10 protein-coding genes and 1 pseudogene are annotated in these 18,549 nt (G+C 41.2%); 9 read left to right on the top strand and 2 right to left on the bottom strand.

Going from position 1 to position 18,549, the window contains the following annotated elements; all coding sequences use genetic code 11:
- Position 1 precedes the first annotated feature (1 nt).
- The 7 genes from ZOBGAL_RS04845 to ZOBGAL_RS04815 all read left to right on the top strand — a co-directional run bounded on the left by ZOBGAL_RS04845 (position 2) and on the right by ZOBGAL_RS04815 (position 11,245).
- The gene (locus tag ZOBGAL_RS04845) at positions 2–2,305 is read left to right on the top strand and encodes a family 20 glycosylhydrolase (protein ID WP_013992395.1); all 2,304 of its coding nucleotides are present in this window, start codon (positions 2–4) and stop codon (positions 2,303–2,305) included.
- A gap of 1 nt (position 2,306) precedes the next feature.
- The gene (locus ZOBGAL_RS04840; protein ID WP_197541282.1) at positions 2,307–3,698 is read left to right on the top strand and encodes an arylsulfatase; all 1,392 of its coding nucleotides are present in this window, start codon (positions 2,307–2,309) and stop codon (positions 3,696–3,698) included.
- Positions 3,699–3,737: 39 nt separating this feature from the next.
- Positions 3,738–5,108, top strand: a complete 1,371-nt coding sequence (locus ZOBGAL_RS04835) for an MGH1-like glycoside hydrolase domain-containing protein (protein WP_013992393.1) — start codon at positions 3,738–3,740, stop codon at positions 5,106–5,108.
- Between the two features lie 25 nt (positions 5,109–5,133).
- On the top strand, positions 5,134–7,155 hold the full coding sequence (locus tag ZOBGAL_RS04830; RefSeq protein ID WP_013992392.1) for a hypothetical protein: 2,022 nt from the start codon (positions 5,134–5,136) through the stop codon (positions 7,153–7,155).
- 15 nt (positions 7,156–7,170) lie between these two features.
- Complete coding sequence (locus ZOBGAL_RS04825) at positions 7,171–7,902, top strand: phytanoyl-CoA dioxygenase family protein (RefSeq protein ID WP_013992391.1); 732 nt, start codon at positions 7,171–7,173, stop codon at positions 7,900–7,902.
- A gap of 215 nt (positions 7,903–8,117) precedes the next feature.
- Positions 8,118–9,731 (top strand): carbohydrate-binding protein, encoded by a 1,614-nt coding sequence (locus ZOBGAL_RS22595; RefSeq protein ID WP_013992390.1) that lies wholly within the window; start codon positions 8,118–8,120, stop codon positions 9,729–9,731.
- A 623-nt stretch (positions 9,732–10,354) separates the two neighbouring features.
- Positions 10,355–11,245 (top strand): metalloprotease, encoded by an 891-nt coding sequence (locus tag ZOBGAL_RS04815; RefSeq protein ID WP_013992388.1) that lies wholly within the window; start codon positions 10,355–10,357, stop codon positions 11,243–11,245.
- Positions 11,246–11,382: 137 nt separating this feature from the next.
- Here ZOBGAL_RS04815 and ZOBGAL_RS24090 read toward each other — a convergent pair.
- A pseudogene (locus ZOBGAL_RS24090) lies at positions 11,383–11,502 on the bottom strand (IS256 family transposase); the annotation flags it as partial.
- A gap of 129 nt (positions 11,503–11,631) precedes the next feature.
- Positions 11,632–12,513, bottom strand: coding sequence for a family 16 glycosylhydrolase (locus ZOBGAL_RS04805; protein ID WP_013992386.1), 882 nt, complete (start codon positions 12,511–12,513; stop codon positions 11,632–11,634).
- Positions 12,514–13,536: 1,023 nt separating this feature from the next.
- On the opposite strand from ZOBGAL_RS04805, the gene ZOBGAL_RS22590 reads away from it, so the two are divergent.
- Positions 13,537–15,120 carry a carbohydrate-binding protein gene (locus ZOBGAL_RS22590; RefSeq protein ID WP_013992384.1) on the top strand — a complete coding sequence of 528 codons (1,584 nt, stop codon included), beginning with the start codon at positions 13,537–13,539 and terminating at the stop codon, positions 15,118–15,120.
- Between the two features lie 407 nt (positions 15,121–15,527).
- The gene (locus tag ZOBGAL_RS22585) at positions 15,528–18,362 is read left to right on the top strand and encodes an AbfB domain-containing protein (protein WP_052725485.1); all 2,835 of its coding nucleotides are present in this window, start codon (positions 15,528–15,530) and stop codon (positions 18,360–18,362) included.
- The last annotated feature ends 187 nt before the right edge of the window (positions 18,363–18,549 follow it).

Genomic DNA, 18,549 nt, shown 5'->3' with positions numbered 1-18,549 from the left:
CATGATATTGAAAAAAAACATTTGTTTAAGTCTATTTTTATTGCTCCTAGGAGCTTTATCGGGAGGTGCCCAAATATCTAAGGTTGATCACGGAAATTGGGACGTGCTGCCCAGTCCGACACAGATGGTCAAGGAAAAGGGATATTTTAAACTAAACGGCCCCACTTTGGTTGGTGTAGCCCAACCCGAATTAAAACCATTGGCAGAAATTTTGGTCGCCTATGTCAACCGCATTGCCGGAGCGGATTTAAAATTGGCCCAAGATTCAGAAAATAGTCCCAAGATATTACTGGGCATAAATGAAGACCTGAACGAAAACTCCCATACCATTAAAGTGGGTAGAAAAATTGAAATCGAAGGGCAGACCTATGAAGCGGTATCCAATGCGGTAGCGAGCTTGGTTCAATTGGTAGAGGTCTCCAAAAAGGGGGGCGCAATACCACGGCTTGTTATTTCCGATAGCCCAAAATCTAATTTTAGGTCTGTAATGCTAGACCTTGCCCGATTTTGGCATCCTACGGAAACTATTAAGGAAACCATAGACTTGTTGTGGTTGTACAAGATAAAGTATTTAAGCCTTCATTTAACGGATAATAAGCGTTTTACCTTTCCATTGGAGAAATTCCCGAAAGTAAATAAAACCCATTCGGATGGCAGTCGCGAATTCTATACCAAGGAAGAGTTGAGAGATTTGGTGGAGTATGCAAAAAATAGGGGGGTTACCATCATTCCTGAAATTGAGGTTCCCGGTCACTCGGGTATTTTGTGGAGTACCTATCCTGAGGTTTTTGGCAGTGTCGATGAGCAAACGAAGGAGGCAAAGCCCTTGTATGTGGTCAATATGGCCAAAGAGTCTACCTATTCGGCCTTGAATACAATTATAAAAGAGGTCGCCGAGGTATTTTACACCAGTCCGTACATACATGTTGGCGGAGATGAGGTGTATTTGGAAAACTTGAAAAAAATACCGGAATACAAAGCGTATACCCTTGAACATAATTTACAGGAAGCGGCCAATGGCGATGCGAATGAACTCTTTTGCCACTTTATCAACCGAATGAACGGCATGGTAAAGGCTACGGGAAAAAAGACCCTAATTTGGGAGGGCTTTCACGGTACGGGATCTAAATATGTTACCGTGGACAAAGACATCACGATAATCGTTTGGAACACTACCTATAACCATCCCCAAAACCTATTGGATAATGGGTATAAAATTGTTAACTCCACCTGGGTGCCTTGGTATATGGTGGGAGCCATGAATTTTGCCCCGGAAATAAAAAAAGCATATGATTGGAGTCCGACCAAATGGTCACATTGGCAAGACGCTATTGAAGATATTGAGGTGACCGGCGATGAAGCAATTCTAGGGGGGCAAATTTCTTTTTGGGAGCAAAACCACTTTAAGGTTATTCCTGTCCTAAGAAAGAGGGTGCCCGTTTTGGCGGCCCATCTTTGGAGTGGATCTATAAATACAGGTTACGATAACTTTTTAAAGACACTTGAAAAGACGGACCAATTGTATTCCCGTCTTTTTAATCCGGTAAAAATAGAAGTGAGCGGCTTGGTGCATGAGGAAGATCAACGTTTTACCGACAAAATAACCATAGCATTTCAGTCTAAGGAGGAAGTAGAGTTCAAATGGAATTTCTCGACCTCCTGGAGCTTGCCCAATATGGGGAAGGCAAAACCATACGAGGGTCCAATTGACATTGCAAACGGGGGAATTCTTACCGTGCAGGCCTTTACTGCATCGGGAAACCCATTAGGGCATCCTCAGCAAGAGTATTATCAGAAAATAGTACCGGCTTATTCTTATAAAGTTTATGGCCCCATATCAAAAGAAGTTGGGGGAAGTGTGCCCGATTTCTCGGAATTGAAGTTGGTAAGGGAAGGGGTTACCGGCTTTATGACCAGTGATCGACTAGATAAAATAAACGGCGAACTTTTTGCCAAGGTCGCTAGGGATGGACATATCGATACAAGGTTTTACCGACTTTATAACCCATATGCGGTTGAGCTTAACGGACAAATTTATATTCCAGGAAACGAAGACTATACATTTAGGCTTACAACCGATGACGGATTTGCCAATATCTATATCGACGATAAACTTGTAGCCAAAGGAAGTGAGACCAACAAAACTCCTCAAGATTTTAATGTAGCTCTTTCCGAAGGCAAGCATACCTTGAGGATAGAATATTATTATCGAAAGATTCAGAACCAATTGAACATAAAATATAAAACCGACCCAATGCACGGTTTTCTGCCTTTTGAGAAATTAGTTACCCCTTTAAAAAATTGATTTGAAAAAAAGAACTCTTTTATACGTTGCCTTAATGGCTTTGTTTTGTTCCTGCGAAAATACGGACTCCGCATACGGGAAGGTAAAGGGCTCAAAGCCCAATATTATATTCATTCTAGCAGATGACCTAGGTTATGGGGATTTAGGGTGTTATGGGCAAGAAACCATATCGACACCACATATTGACCGTATGGCCTCGGAAGGTTTGCGATTTACCCAACACTATGCGGGGGCTACGGTATGTGCCCCGTCTAGAAATAGCCTTATGACCGGACAGCACATGGGCAATACCACCATTAAGTCCATGGAAAAACCCATAAAAGATAGCGATCTTACCGTGGCAGAAGTGCTTAAGGATGCCGGATACCGAACAGGGGTAATAGGGAAATGGGGCTTGGGAAATGTAGGTACATCAGGATACGCCAATGCCCAAGGATTCGATTATTCCTTTGGTTATTACGATCAGATTAGGGCACATAATTACTATCCGGACTATCTTATGGAAAATGGTGAAAAATTTCCTTTGAAAAATGAAGTAGTCTATGTTTCCGATAGTACCAATTATGCAGTAGGTATCGGAAATGCCGCTATAAAAAAGAAAGAATACTCTAATGATCTGTTCACGGAAAAGGCTTTGGATTTTATAAAAACTGATGCGAAGGAACCCTTTTTTCTATATCTGGCCTATACGATACCGCACGCCAATAATGAGAGCTTTTTAATTAATGAGCACGGTATGGAAGTACCGGATTATGGAATTTACGATAAAGAACCGTGGCCGTCGGAAAAAAAAGCCGGTGCGGCAATGATAACCAGATTGGATAGCTATGTAGGGCAAATATTGGATTTGCTCAAGAAAAATAATCTTGATGGGAATACGCTCGTGATTTTTACTTCGGATAACGGACCACACCAAGAAGGAGGTTGGCAAGTGGATTATTTTGACAGCAATGGACCTTTGAGGGGAATGAAAAGAGATTTATATGAAGGAGGTATTCGAGTGCCTTTTATAGCAAAATGGCCAGGGAAAATAGAGAAAGGGGAAACTGATCAAGTTGCAACTTTTTGGGATTTTTTACCTACGGCATGTGAGTTGTCAGGTCAGGATAAACCTATTTCAACCGATGGAATTTCATATTTGCCCACCCTTTTAGGCGACAATGAACAGCAAAAACAACATTCTTTTTTGTATTGGGAGTTCAAGACGAGCATTTCAAGACATGCGGTACGGTCGGGAGATTATAAATTGGTGACAATCAAGGATCCTAAAATCGATTCAACAAGTATTGAATTGTACAACCTTGCCGATGACATCTCCGAAAAAAGAAATATTGCCGATCAAAACCCCACAAGGGTAAGCGATTTGGAGGCTATTATAAATAGATTTCGATAGTAATTCGCAAATTGTCGAGGCCAAAACACCATAAATAATATGAAGATACGCTATAGAAAGAAAGGTTTGATCAAACGGAACCTAAACAACTCCCATTTGTTCTTTATATTTTTTATTGCGATTAGCATATTGCAGAACAGTTGTAAAGAAGAGTCGTCAAAGCAAATATCAGAAATGGAAACCGAGGTCGTATCTACTTTAAATCGGCAAGAACTATACGATATCTATACCGATTTAACCGAAAATTTTAAGCACTTAAGCACAAAGGTGATTCAACCGGCTGAGGGCTATCTGGAATATCCATACCTCATACCGGCCGGTTTTTACAAGCAAATGTGGGATTGGGACGGGTTTTTTATGGGGAACTATTTTGTGAGTAAAGGCAAGCCCGAATATCTAAAGTATTGGGCGCTGAACTTGATTAAGGGGATAGATGAAGAGGGGTATGTGTCCGGTTGTGCTACCATAAATGGGCCTCGCCCCATATTCGGCAAGTTTGCAATGAAACCTTTTTTGTCCCAAGGTGTGTATTTGGCTTCTGAAAAATTGAACGACTTTGAATGGGTAAAGCCTCATTACAATCAAATTAAAAAGGTATTGGAGTATAGGGAGAAAACCCAAAGAGATAGTATTACCGGTCTGTTTTTTTGGGATATAGCAATGCAGAGCGGGGCAGACAATAACCCGGCCCTCAATTATTTTATAGAAGATAAGCGCTCTTTTTTAGCTCCCGACGCTAGTACATGGCAATACAAAGAATATATAGCTCAGTCTGCACTCGCAAAAAAAATGGGAAATGAGGTAGATGCCCTTTTGTACGAGCGGAAAGCAAAGGAATTAAAAACGGCAATTAACAAAATTCTATGGTCGGAAGAAGATTCTATTTTTTATACCGTAGATAGGGAAACGGGAGATTTCTATAAAAGGGTTACTTTTTCCTCTTTTTTACCATTGGCGGCCCATATCGTTCCAAAACCCAATGCAAAGAAAATGATAGAAACCTATTTGCTGAGTGACGAACATATGAAGGCAAAATATGGTTTTAGAACACTTTCTGCACAAGATCCCGATTACAATAATAAAAACATTATTGTGCCTTTTTCAAACTGGCAAGGCCCCGTATGGCCCATAGCCAACTATATCTATTCCATAGGGTTAAAAAATTATGGGTACGATCAAGAGGTAGCTTGGTTGGGACAAACCGTAGGCAATTTATTGTTGGACGATATTGCAAAGTACAAAACCACCCATGAAAATTATCATGCAGATACGGGCCAACCATTGGCTCCAAGCGATGACCATGTTGATGAAGATGGTAATATCGTGGGTTTTATCAGTTGGAACCTATGTATGGAAAATGTGCTTGACGGAGTGGTAAATGACAACTGGATGTTACTTGAAATAAAGTAATTTAATAGTGATAAAGATGATTATAATGTATAAAAGAATTAGTACAATAATTTTTCTGTTTGTTGCCCAATTCCAGTTTGCTCAATTCTCCCAACATTGGACGATAGAAAATACCAATGAGATTAAATTGAGTCTTTCGGAGAAAAAGAACGTGCCTTATAGCGATAACATAGAGATGTCTGGCAAACGGGTTTCGGCCATAGTTTCCTATGATATAGACAAGCAAAAACAGCTCTCGGTTTCGAGACAGATTTTTTTTCCTCAATTAAGAACGTATATAAAAACCAATGACCCGGATTGGAAGCACTATAGGGCTTACTTAGCCCGTACGTATTCTGATGATATCTTGCCAACACTAATAGTAAACGAAAAAATCTATTCGCCTGGAGCGGTTAAGGATGTTAGGATAAATGGCACCTTGGTAATAGAGCATGAACCTGAAGAAGGGGTGGGCTTGATTCGCACTTTTTTTCCATCTACGAACCAACGTCTCTTTATTGAACAATGGGAATTGATCAACACCACCGATTCAACAATTCGTCTTCTTGGAAAAACAACACAGACCAAAAGGCATGTGAAAGGTGTTAAGGGGGAATACGTCATTAATACCGGCAGCAATATCAAGGAGAATATCAATTTGGCCGGAGGGGAGTCTTGCCAATTTTCGGTTCATGTTTCCGCTACGCTGAACGAAGAACCGCAATTGATAGTTCATGAGGATGAATATTATAGGGATCGTATTGATTTTTTGAATAAAATGAAGAGCTCGTTACAGCTTGTAACGCCAGATTCAACCCTCAATACCTTGTTTGAGTTTTCTAAAATCAGGGCATCGGAAAGCATATTCGAGTCAAAGTTGGGGTTGGTGCATTCCCCTGGGGGTGGACGCTATTACGTGGGGTTTTGGGCAAATGATCAAGCCGAATACGTAAATCCCTTCTTTCCATATTTGGGATATGAGTTGGGAAACAGTGCTGCACTGAATATGTACGATCTGTATACAAAGGAAATTACCCCCGATTACCGAAATATTAGGTACTCTTTTGAAATGGAGGGTGACGCCCCAATTAGTCCTTTAGACCGTGGTGATGCTGCAATGATAGCATACGGGGCTGCACAATTTGCTATGGCTTCCGGAGATAAAGAGGTGGCGGAAAAGATATGGCCCCTAATTAAATGGTGTTTGGAATATAACAAGCGAAACTTGAACAAGAGTGGCGTGGTGATTTCGGAATCGGATGAAATGGAAGGGAGGATAGAAACGGGTAATGCGAATCTATCAACTTCAAGTTTATATTACGGAGCCTTAAACTTAGCCGCTGACCTTGGTGTTTCATTAGGGAGGCCCAAAAAAGAAGTTTCTGGCTACCGAAAGGCCGCAGTTCGATTGAAAAAGAACATTGAAGCCTATTTTGGGGAAACAATTGATGGTCTGGAGACCTATAAATATTACAAGGAACATGAGAATCTAAGGCATTGGATTTGCCTTCCTTTGGTGGTGCAAATCTTTGATAGGAAAGAGGGAACTATTGATGCCCTTTTTGATAGATTATGGACGGATAACGGCGTTCACGTTGAAAAAAATGATGAAAACTTAGAAATATCCAAAGTTTTTTGGGATCGCGGAACCCTATATGCCCTAAGGGGCACTTTTCTTGCGGGTGCCACGGAACGATCACTGAATAAATTAAAAGAGTTTTCCAAAAAACGCTTATTGGGTGATCGGGTCCCCTATGTTGTAGAGGCTTATCCTGAAGGGAATATGGCCCACCTCTCCGCAGAAAGTGGCTTGTACTGCCGGGTATTTACAGAAGGCATGTTTGGTATGGTACCAACGGGCCTAAGTAGTTTTCGTTGTACGCCTAGACTTTCTGAGGAATGGAACAAGATGGAATTAAACCACATTAAGGCTTTTAATAAGGATTTCCATATTAAGGTTTTAAGGGAAGGAGATAAGATTCGTTGTAAAGTGGTCGAAAGTAATGGCCGTGTATTCGTGAATTCTTTGATTAAAGATGGAGACTCGGTAGAAGTATTTCTTAAATAAAAACCTATGCTTGCTATGTTGAAAAATGATTTTGTAAACAATGGATTTGGGCATTTAGATCAACTATTATCTTTTGATGAAGTGGTTGAACTTAGAAAGTTATACGATGTCCTTTTGGAAGACAAGAAGCTTACTGCCGGCTTGAGAAGTGATTTATCGGGTAATAGCTCAAATTCTGAGGCTGTTGAGAAAATTACGCAGATCATGCTTCCCAGTAGTATTGAACCCCAACTTTTAGAGAAGCAAGTTTATACAAAAGCATTGGCTTGGGCCCGGGATTTGCTGGGCGATGACATGGCACTGGATTTTGATATGCTGATCAATAAGGCTCCTTTTACCGATACGGAAACGCCATGGCACCAAGATGCTGCTTATTGGATCGACTTACCGGACAAAAGGTCGGTAAGTTGTTGGATTGCACTTGATGATGTTTATGAAGAAAATGGATGTATGTGGTTTGCAAGGAGACATGACCAAAAGCTATTGGAACATTCCCATAAAATAGCAGGTGGAGCATTGTCCGTTCAAGCATTTCCTGAAAATGGAAAACCATTGCCGTTAAAGGCCGGAGGGTGTTCTTTTCATGACGGATTTACTTTACATTACAGTAAAGGTAACAGTACTAATGGGCAGCGAAGGGCTCTTATCTTGAACTTCAGACCCCAAGAAATGATAAAATTGGAACGTGAGCGAGGTATGGATCATACGGGCAAACGGAAATTTAGGAAGTCGGATGATGCCCTTTAGGCTTTACCGCCCATTGTCCCCGTTCGTCAAAGGGTTAGAATTACAACTTAAGTTTCTGTCCTAAATTTTGGTGGTATTATAGATTAAAAAACAAAATTGTTTACGGTATTTAACATCTAGAATTTGGTATATTTGACCGAATCCTAAAAAAATAGAATTTTACAAAAGACCGTCTTGATAATTTAATTAATAACTAAAATTAATATCGAGAACTTATGGAAAAATTCCAATTATTCAGAAACCTAATTATCCTGACGATCATTTGCAACTTGCACTGGGGCCAAGCACAAGATGTTATCATGTTCGACGATTTCAACTACGATGGTATCAATGATGACGACCTGTCGAATTTTAATAAATGGGTAGTTGTCGATGGCCTTAATGGCCCACCGGCAAACGCTATTTACAACAAAGGTAACGTTAAGTTTGTTCAAGATCCCGACCTTTCAGGAAATGCCTTGGTAACGCTAGAAACTGTAGTGAACAAGCAAGGCAGTGGAACCGATATAACGCATTCCAGGATACAGACCAATGGGTATGATTATTTTGAGGGTACCTACTCTGCAAGGGTCAATTTTAGCGATGTGCCCTTTGCTTACAAAGATGGAAATGTGCAAACTTTCTATACGATCGTAAGTCACTTACTGGCCACTGATGGTTCGCGGTATAGTGAAATTGATTTTGAATATTTCGCTGCGGACAAATGGGGTACTTCTACAGACAATCAAGTGCTGTATACCACGGCCTACAATCGTTATGAAGGCGATAATTTTTTCAATGATAGCGATTCCTCTACACGATCCTACTCCGGATGGCACACCTATACTTTCTCATTTACCGATGGTGTAAATGTAAAGTTTTGGGTAGATGATGAGTACTTGGGCGTTTTGAAATATTCACCAAAGGATGGTTCCCCCCTTTACCCTAGAAGTCCCATGCAGATTGCCTTTGCCAATTGGATATTCGGTCACATCACCGGTGCCAGTACGGAGAACAGAAACTCGACCATGAAGGTAGATTGGGTTCTTTTTTATGAAAACGAAGAAGTCGCCCCTTCGGAAATCGAAAACTTGGTATCGGAATTTCGCTCTAACGGAATCCAACGGCGCAATCTGGCCGGGGAAGTTTTTCCAGAAGGAGGGGGAGAACCGATATTCGAAATGGTAATGGAAGCGGAAGATTATACGAATATGGGGGGTGTAGAGGTCGAAAATACCACTGATACGAATGGTGGCCAAAATGTGGGCTATATCGACGCCGAAGATTGGATGAGCTATGCAGATGTAACCTTTCCTATATCCGGCGATTATACTGTTTCCTATAGAGTAGCAAGTAGGGATGGAGGGGGAAGCCTCTCTTTGGATTTAAATGCCGGTTCAATTGTTCTAGGAGAAAGAAGCATCCCGAAAACAGATGGATGGCAAAACTGGACAACAGTTTCCCACACTGTTCATGTTGATGCAGGAACATACAACCTTGGCATTTATGCAATAACTGGAGGGTGGAACATTAACTGGTTGAAGATTTCCATGGCAAATACGAATAATTTGAACGCTTCGGCATCGATTTTCCCCGAATCATCGCTAGAAATCGATTCGTTGGATGCAACCGTTTCACCCAATTCATTTCGGGATAACCTTAGTGTCGATTTGGGAAGTTCCGAAAGTGCAAGCGCAATCGTTCTTGATGTAACGGGACAACAAGTGGCGTCTTTTGAAAAAGTCATGAACCACGAATTCATAGACTTATCGGAACTTGAACCAGGCCTCTATTTTCTAAGGTTGAAAACCGATACCTACGATGTGGTGAAGTCTATTCTCAAGGAATGATTTAAATATATTCCCATGACCAAAAACATGGGCCGAAAAAAGGGCCTGTCCAAAAGGCTTGGACAGGCCCTTTTTATTATAACAATTACTAGGGCGTTTTCGTATCGATAATGGGATAATAGGTGAATATTTGGAAATCTTAAAATAGTGCCCCCCCCCCCCAGTAGATTGCCAAGGTACCTTACGGTTTTCCGATACGCTAAAATATCAACGAAAACAGTACCATACATCCGTTAAACTACTTTTTGAAGGAGTGTCGATATACATATAGAGTATTTAAGGCACTTGACATAACTGAGAACTATCAATAGTATCACTACAACTTGCTACTGATCTTCTTTTTTGTGAGTTGATTGATGCGAATTGTAATTGCTAACTCCCTAGGTCTACAGTAAGTTATGTCTAAATTCCTACGTCGTCTTTATTTATTTTACGGGATGCATACATTTTGGGGTGCTTCCTCATTTCGCTCTTTTTTAATTCATGGATATAAATTTATTCACTAAAAACCTAGTAATCCGATAGTTCTAATGTACTGTTAAAAAAATGATAATATTTCATTATTTGTAAGAATTTATTTATTAATATTGTGATGCATACAACTAATTTAAATTTATAAAGAAATGAAAAACTTAAATCGCAAAGTAGCCTATGTATTAGGGCTTACGTTTTTTTCAGTGTTACAATCTTGTACTAACGACGCAGACGTTGCAGATGTAGAGAGTGCAGAAGAATCTGTTTTAGCAATTTCAGATGCTTTCCCAGAGGAACTGCATAATTGTGGGTATGTAGATGGTAACTGGAGTAGTACGGCTTTTTTATCTAACTCTATTGGTACTGCATCGGAAACTAACTTTATGCAAACACAGAATTCTAAGATAGCATCTGTTTGGGGAAGACCAGCTGTGCCTTTATCTTTTGTAAAAGACAACGTTAATCCAAATTCTACGTACAATGCCATATCTTATGGTAGTGGTAAAATTTATTATGGTGAGGCTATTTATAATGCAGCAAAGGCACAAGGGCAAATTGCTAATGTTATGATTTTAGCACATGAGTTTGCACACCAATTACAATTTACCTATGGTTACCCTTCTAAAAATGAAACCACGGCAAGAGCTGGGGAGTTAGAAGCAGATGGTATGGCTGGATATTACCTAAGAAGACCAAATGGGTACAATAAAACCAGTTTTTCCGAGATTGCTGCAGCTTATGAGTTTGCAGAATCTATAGGTGATAATAATACATCTAGCCCAGGACACCATGGTCGTAGCTACCAGAGACGTTCTGCAGTAAGATTAGGATTTCTTTTAGGGGCATATGACCTTGATGCCGCTAGTTTTGACTACAACTTTTTCTACTACTATAATGGGGTATTAAATGGTACTTACAAGCAAGAGAAATCAGAATTTTTTAATCCGGAATTGGATAAATACATTCGTTCTTATACTAAGGAGTTAGAAAGAATTAAGAATGGCGAAATGACCGACGAAGAGTATTTTGAGTTAGATTAAAAAAGACTCTATCCCAATAAGTGCGTAAGTTAAAAAAAGGGGGTTGACTATATTTAAAGTCTGCCCCTTTTTTCATAGATCGTGAGGAACTGATTTCGTATTATGCCCCAGTTCCTGATGGGAATGGATATCTCGGACTCCCCTTCGAGCATCTTTGCGATGCCGCGTTTCTGGAGCTCCTTCAAAAAACCGTTCAGTTCGTCGCCCGATTTGAACGGTTTTAAAAATTCATTATTGGATAATTCTTCTTTCTTCATAAGGTGTAAATATTTTTTGTTTACACATTTTATGAGATAGTCCTTATTAAATATGGAGAACAAATCATAGTGTCTTTACTACTTTGTATATAGGTAAAGACACTTACTTTAGATATCCTTTACCAACAATTAATTCTTTGAATCAACCAATTGCCATGACCTTACCCAATTGTACGTTGTAGTTCTATCTTCTTTTGAACCTGTCATGCCGCCGTCTTTAGGTACCGGATTCCAATCATAGGTCTCAACGACCATTCGTAAATACATTTCAATATCAAAATCGGCCGGGGGCGTTACTTTAGATTGCATCTTGCCGTCCAAGAAAAATATAATTTCATCCTTAGATTTCCACCAAACACCATAAACATGGAAATCTTCGTATGCTTTTCCTCCTAACTCCGCTTTGCCTTTGCTCGATCCTTTTTCGTATTCACATCCCTCCGGAATATTTCTACTGTGGGTATTGGAGTTCATGGTTTGGTCAAAGTATTTCATCCAGTCGGCATCATTCGTTATTTGTCCAACAGATTCCTGAATGTCCAATTCCGTTGTTCTTTTGTCGCATCCTAATCGGTCTTTCCCTTCATTAATTAACCAAAATGTAGAGGACATGAAGGTTTTGTTGGCTTTCATTTCGCACTCATAATAGCCATAGGTCATACCATTTCTTGAGCCAACGTAACCACCTCCGTGCGTATAGGTTTTATTGTTTTTGACTATAGGTTCTGGCAGCATAGTTGTAGTTATTTGTAAACTTCCGTTATTTAAGGAAATATTTTCTGCAAGAAACAATCCCGGAGCGCGACCTATCCATCCTTGGCCCGAAATCTGCCATTTTTTTTCATCTATCTTTTTCCCTTCAAATTCATCGGACATGTTTTCAATTAATTTCCATTCCTGATGAGGTTGCCTTGGGTCTTCTCCAGGCTTAAAATGTGGAGCTTCTTGAGCGAATGTAATACTTGTGATTAGTAGGGTAATTGTTATTAGGAATTGGTTGGAAAGCTTCATTTTCGTAGATGTAATTTTTTTGTTAAAATTTTGGCTTGTATTGGTTTGATAAAGTTTTTATGGAATATTCAAATAAAGGGTAAGAAGACGTATCATTTGATTTAATTGCATTTTGCACGATTTTAGAATCGACATTAAAGGTGTGTAATAACAATCGGCGAATCAATCAATAACATCCTAACTACCTTTTTGGATACGAATTGCAATTTATGATTATCTGGATTCTTTCGCTGTGTATAACTCGTAGAACTGTAAGTGATACTGTAACTTTAACGGTTAAAATTTAAAAATTACTGTTGTTATAGAGGAAGTTACCCAAACACAAAAAAAGCAATCGAGAAATCGATAGCTTTTTTTTAGTAGCACGGACTGGACTCGGACCTGACCTCCCCCTATTTAAACAAACAGATTAAAGTTGGAAAGATCGGAGCGAATAAATGTTCAAGTTTAAACCACTATTTGTTTTTTTAACGCTAAAGAATCCCATAATCTTAAAAGGGTACTCTTGTAGATTACCAATGTGATTTCTTGTTTTTCTATACCCTAAAATTTTAATGAAAACGACACCATACAATCCGTGAAAACACTTTTTGAAGGAGTTTCGGTGTATATATCCTAAGAATAGAACCACAAAACCATAGAAAATACCTGCACAACACCTGCACAAAATCAACCGGAGCGCTATTTTTTCGGAAAAAACCTTACTGTTTTTAGAATATTGAAAATCTATCTAATCGTATAGTATATGGGGTGTTTTATTGTCGATTTATCAGTAAAAAGGTATTTTTTTGCTTTGTATGTTTTTTGTTGATATTCTTTCCTCTCTTCAAAGGAAGCAACGATAATATATTTGCGGCTCATTAAAATTTCAATTAATTATGGAGCCATCTTATTTGACAAACTCTCCTGTACTTAAAAAAGTACAATGCCCTCCTTAGTTTAGGTGTCGCATATATTTTATTCCTCAATTCTTTACATGTTTAACTCAGGGACTTTTATAAGAGTCTCTCAAACTTATTGATTATGAATTCACTAAAAAAGATTATTGGGTCTCTTTTCTTGATTCCCTTTTTGTTTTCGTCCTGTTCCAAGGAAATCGCTTCCGAGGAACAAAGTTTGGATCAGGCACCGATAACGCCGGTTGCGGCACAGGCCTCATCCGTAGATGAGCCCATTGTTTTGGGGTATTTTCCGTCTTGGTCCGAAACTTGGGCGGCTTCCGGGAAACCTTCGAAGTTAAGAGATCTTCCGGGGCATATTACTCATGTTTTTCTAGCCTTTGCCAAACCAAATTTGAGGTACCAAAAGGGTTCTATGTCACTCTCCGGTACAGGTATACAGACGCCTTATGACGGTGAGGCCCTCAAAGAGACCGTTTCTATCCTAAAGGCTAGGGGTACCAATGTCATCCTTTCCATCGGTGGGGAAACATATTGGGGGTCTCAAGCAGCCTACGACATCGATTATCAACAGATTAAGGATTTTGTCGATGACATGGGCTTTCAAGGTATCGATTGGGATTATGAGCCCAGCGGGAGTTTTGCGACTATCGGTGAGCCGGAAAACGTACAGCACTTTATTGATTTTTTCAATAAGTCAAGAGCTATCATGCCTAAAGGCGAATACCTTTTGGCCTGTGCTCCTGCAGGTGCAGGGGCCTTGGGAGGTCTAAACAATGACGACCCTGCTTCTCCCTATGCCTATAGTAAGCGAAATTCCGTAACCGGGGAATCGGACGACAAACTCTACAAGGCCACGGAGCCTAACGAGGCCATCAGTCTTTTCGGCTTTAGTGCTACGGGACATTTTATTCCTGTTATGAAAGCGGTGGGCGACAAAATCGACCTTGTGGCCTATCAGGGATACAACACCGGGGCGGCTAGTAATCGTAAGATCATGTATGACGCATACAAACACTATGCAGATCAGTACGGCTTCAACATAGCTGCGGGCACCCATTATCCCAATGAGCCTTGGGGACCACATTACACTTATGACTATCAGACAATTGCCGACCTTTCAGAACATATCGCCTCCAAAAGCCAGAATGACGGTCTAATGATCTGGCAACTGCTGTTGGGTGATGGCAATACCTCGGCCTATGGCTATTTGCATGTGGGCAGCCAAATACTGAACGGTGTTTCTAGGTCGACCGCTATAGCGAATGCAGAAAATTATCCTGGTGGTGGTAATGGAATCCCAAATCCAATTCCAGATCCGAACGATGGCACGGATTGCGATTCGGCCGCGGCATGGAGCGCTACGGCGTCCTACGCCGGAGGTGTGTACAGTACGTACCAAAATTCACTTTATAGAGCCAAATGGTGGACACTTGGCGATCTACCTACTAGTGGTGACGTATGGGAATTTATCGGCAGTTGCTCTGGTGATGATGGCGGTAGCGGTGACGATGATGGCGGTAGCGGTGACGATGATGGCGATTGCTCTTCTATTGCCCAATGGAGTGCATCAGCGGCCTATCTCGGCAACGCCGAAGTAGTTTACAACGGAACCGTATATCGGGCGAAGTGGTGGACCAGTGGAGAAGTACCTTCTGAAAGCACTGGTGATGGTCAACCTTGGGAGGTGGTACGGTCTTGTAATTAAACCCATATCTCCTATGTTGTTTATGACAGGCCCATGTCAATTATTCAACATGCTTCAAACTTATACAGTATAGTCTTAACCTACTAGAAGGCGATTGATTAGGGACGATAGTGATATCGTCCCTTTTTTTTCAAAAAATCATGTAAACATCAACCATACAACATCAATATATTGTTGGTTTTTTTTGATAAAACCCCAATTATGAATTTTTTCTACAAAATATAGTGGGTGTCCGTTAAATCGGGTAATCCGATATAGGGAATTCTTAAAATAAGAAACACATATTGGGCTTGTATGTTTTTTGTTGATGTCATTCTTAATCATTTATAAAAATTAAAAAATACTTTGGCAGTTAGATTAAATCGCGGAAGGTGGAAAATTTTTAAAGGGAACTAAAAATTAATAAAATGAAAAATAGTTACACGAATAAGGAATTTAACAAGGGGCAAAATGGAATGGGAACACCGATGTATTTAAAGTCAATCTTATTGGTATTCATTTGGTCCATTTTGGTTCTGTCAAGTGTTCAAGCACAGGTAGGCCAGGTTTTATGGGAAGATAATTTTGATACGTTTGACGAAAGTTTGTGGACTCCCGACATAGGCGATGGTTGTGCACAGGGTATCTGTGGTTGGGGAAATCAAGAACTTCAGTCGTACGAGTCCGACAATGTGTATATAGAAGACGTACCTGGGGAACCCGGGAACAAAGCGCTTGTGATCGAGGCCAAAAGGGAGAATTCTGGAAGCAAGTCGTTTACTTCCGGAAAAGTTACCACCAATAAGAAGGTGGCTATACATTACGGTCTTATCGAGGTCAGGGTGCGGGTGCCAGACCTACAGACCGGTCTATGGCCGGCTGTATGGCTCTTGGGAACTTCTAACCTGGTATGGCCCGCCAAAGGGGAAATCGATATGATGGAAATGGGCTTTAACCAAGAAGAGCGAACCCGGCAACTGGAACCAAATTCTACGGTCAATACCTACACAGGTGCCAATGCCTTTTTTCCAATACCCGATAACGGAGGGGTGGGTAACATCGCTTATGACGTCGATTATAATACTCCCTATGTGGCCGATCGGCCGCTAAACGATCGTTTTGTTACCTACAAGCTCTATTGGGAGCCTACATCCCTGCGCTTTGTGGTTGAAGACGATGGAACGGAGTACGATTTGTATGCCGGACCGCTACCCCTCGATCCCGAAGGCGATACGGCGGCTTTTACACGTCCTTTTTATATGTTGCTGAACTTGGCGGTAGGCGGTAGCCTAACGGGTGTTTTGGATCCTAACGGTATCAACGCACCCTTGCCCGGTAAAATGATGGTGGACTATGTGCGTGTTTCCGAATACAACGGACATGGTAGCGTAGAATTTGGTGATGGCAGTGACGATTTAGTGGCCGAATCGGGCAACTTTGGTGTTTTCACTGAAAACACCCCGGTGGCAAATGGGCTGAATTTTGGCAGTGATGCCGATATCTTCGTTTTTTCTGACACCTTTGCCGAAGGTTCTGAAGCGCCTTACGAGGGCGAGGAGGTCATCAGTTGGGAAACTTCCTCATCCAATACTTGGTTCGGTGCCGGAATCACCAGTCTTTTTGGAAAAAATATGTCCAATTATGTCGAGGAGGGTACCATGAAGTTTAAGATCAAGATTCCTGCCGATGTATCCTTCCGTATCGGTATTACCGATAATTTCACCAATGAAAAATATATCACTTTTCCTGCGGACGAAACCAAATACGGTTTGGTAAGGAACGGTGAATGGGGGCAAGTCGAGATTCCCCTTTCAGATTTTGAGGGCTTACTGGCTTTTCAAAACTTATCCTATTTGTTTATTTTCTCCAGTGATCCCGAGAATCTTCCATCTTCGCCCTTCGCGGTGGCCATCGATGATATTGTCTGGGAAGATGGTAGTGGTCTGATAGGTTGTCAACCTTCAGATATAATCGCCTCTGCCGACGTAAATGGTGATGCGACCTCTCAAACAAATTTGACCGTTGGAAGGGGTGATAGTGTGAGTTTAAATCCAGGACCCGCGGAAGGTACTTGGAGCTGGTCCGGGCCGAACAACTTTTCATCGAACCAAAGACAGGTCGATTTCCTTGTTATCGGCGAGGGTGATGGCGGTAGTTATACAGGAACCTACACCAACGGTTGTGGCGCCGAGACGACTATTACCTATCGTATTACCATCGATTCCGTTACCTTACCGGAGCCACCGGTCGGAGTAATCAAATCTTGGACCAGTGTCAGCAAGGCGGGGAATGTTATTAGACATCTCGATGGTCGAGTTGGAATTGCTTCCGATGTGGTACCCGTCGAAGCGGGACAATGGAATATGGTAGCGGGACTTGCCGGTAGCGGTGTATCCTTTCAATCTGTTGATTTTCCGAACAAATACCTAAGGCATCGGGGAGGAGAGGTTTGGTTAGATGATGTTGAGGATAGTGCTTTGTACAGGGAGGATGCTACCTTTTTTGAACGGGAAGGATTGGCCGACGCCTCGGCGACCTCGTTCGAATCCTTCAACTATCCCGGATATTATCTACAACACAGAAATTCCCTACTGTATATCGATACCGTGGATACTGATTCGGCAAGAAATGATGCGACCTTTACGGAGAACGACCAAGAACAGGATAATGATGATAACGGCAGCTGTTCTCAGCTTGCGGCCAACAACGATTACACCGTTGAGATAACCGAAAACGAAGAGGGCTCCTTTTTAACTTTCGTACCTGAAAACCCAGGTATCGGAAATGGCGTGACTATTCTGTACTATGGTACGGTCGAAAACGGAATATTCCCTGGTTATAGCGTGACGCCCAACGAGCCGAAGGCCATCAATGCCGAGCTTGGGCAGACCGTTTACTTCTTCTACACCTACAACGTTCCTGAGGGTGGGGAGCGCAATACTTCGGCGAACCGGCATAGTTTCGAGGTCGGTAGTTGTGCCACTGCCGGTGCCATGCAATTGAAAGCTTCGGTCATTGGTTCTGAAGCTCCTGATTTCTTTGTCTATCCGAACCCTGTTCAAGATAGGTTACAGGTGAATATAGACCGAACGACCGATTACCACACGGCCATTCTAGTAAACGGATTGGGACAGGAATTGGACAGGAAGGACATCAAAAAAGGGGAAAGTCCCGTTTTTGAAATGGCCAGTCTGCCTAGAGGTGTTTACTTTATTCGGATGATAGCGGCCGATAGAACGGAAACCGCTAAAGTGATTAAATAAAATGATTGAATAGGAATGTTTACGGGAAACTCCCCGGTTTCCCGTAAACCCTAATTTTCACCTTTTTTTGCTATTTTTTAATTGAACATTAACCTAAACATGCTAGTATGAAAAATTTCACACTAGAGCTTTTCAACTTGGCCGGTACTCCAGTGTTCGAATATTTAAAAACATGTTCGAGGGAAGG

It is taken from the genome of Zobellia galactanivorans, from assembly GCF_000973105.1.
Lineage (GTDB): Bacteria > Bacteroidota > Bacteroidia > Flavobacteriales > Flavobacteriaceae > Zobellia > Zobellia galactanivorans.
The sequence above is the reverse complement of the archived record's forward strand: the minus strand, read 5'-3'. Positions and strand labels throughout refer to the sequence as shown.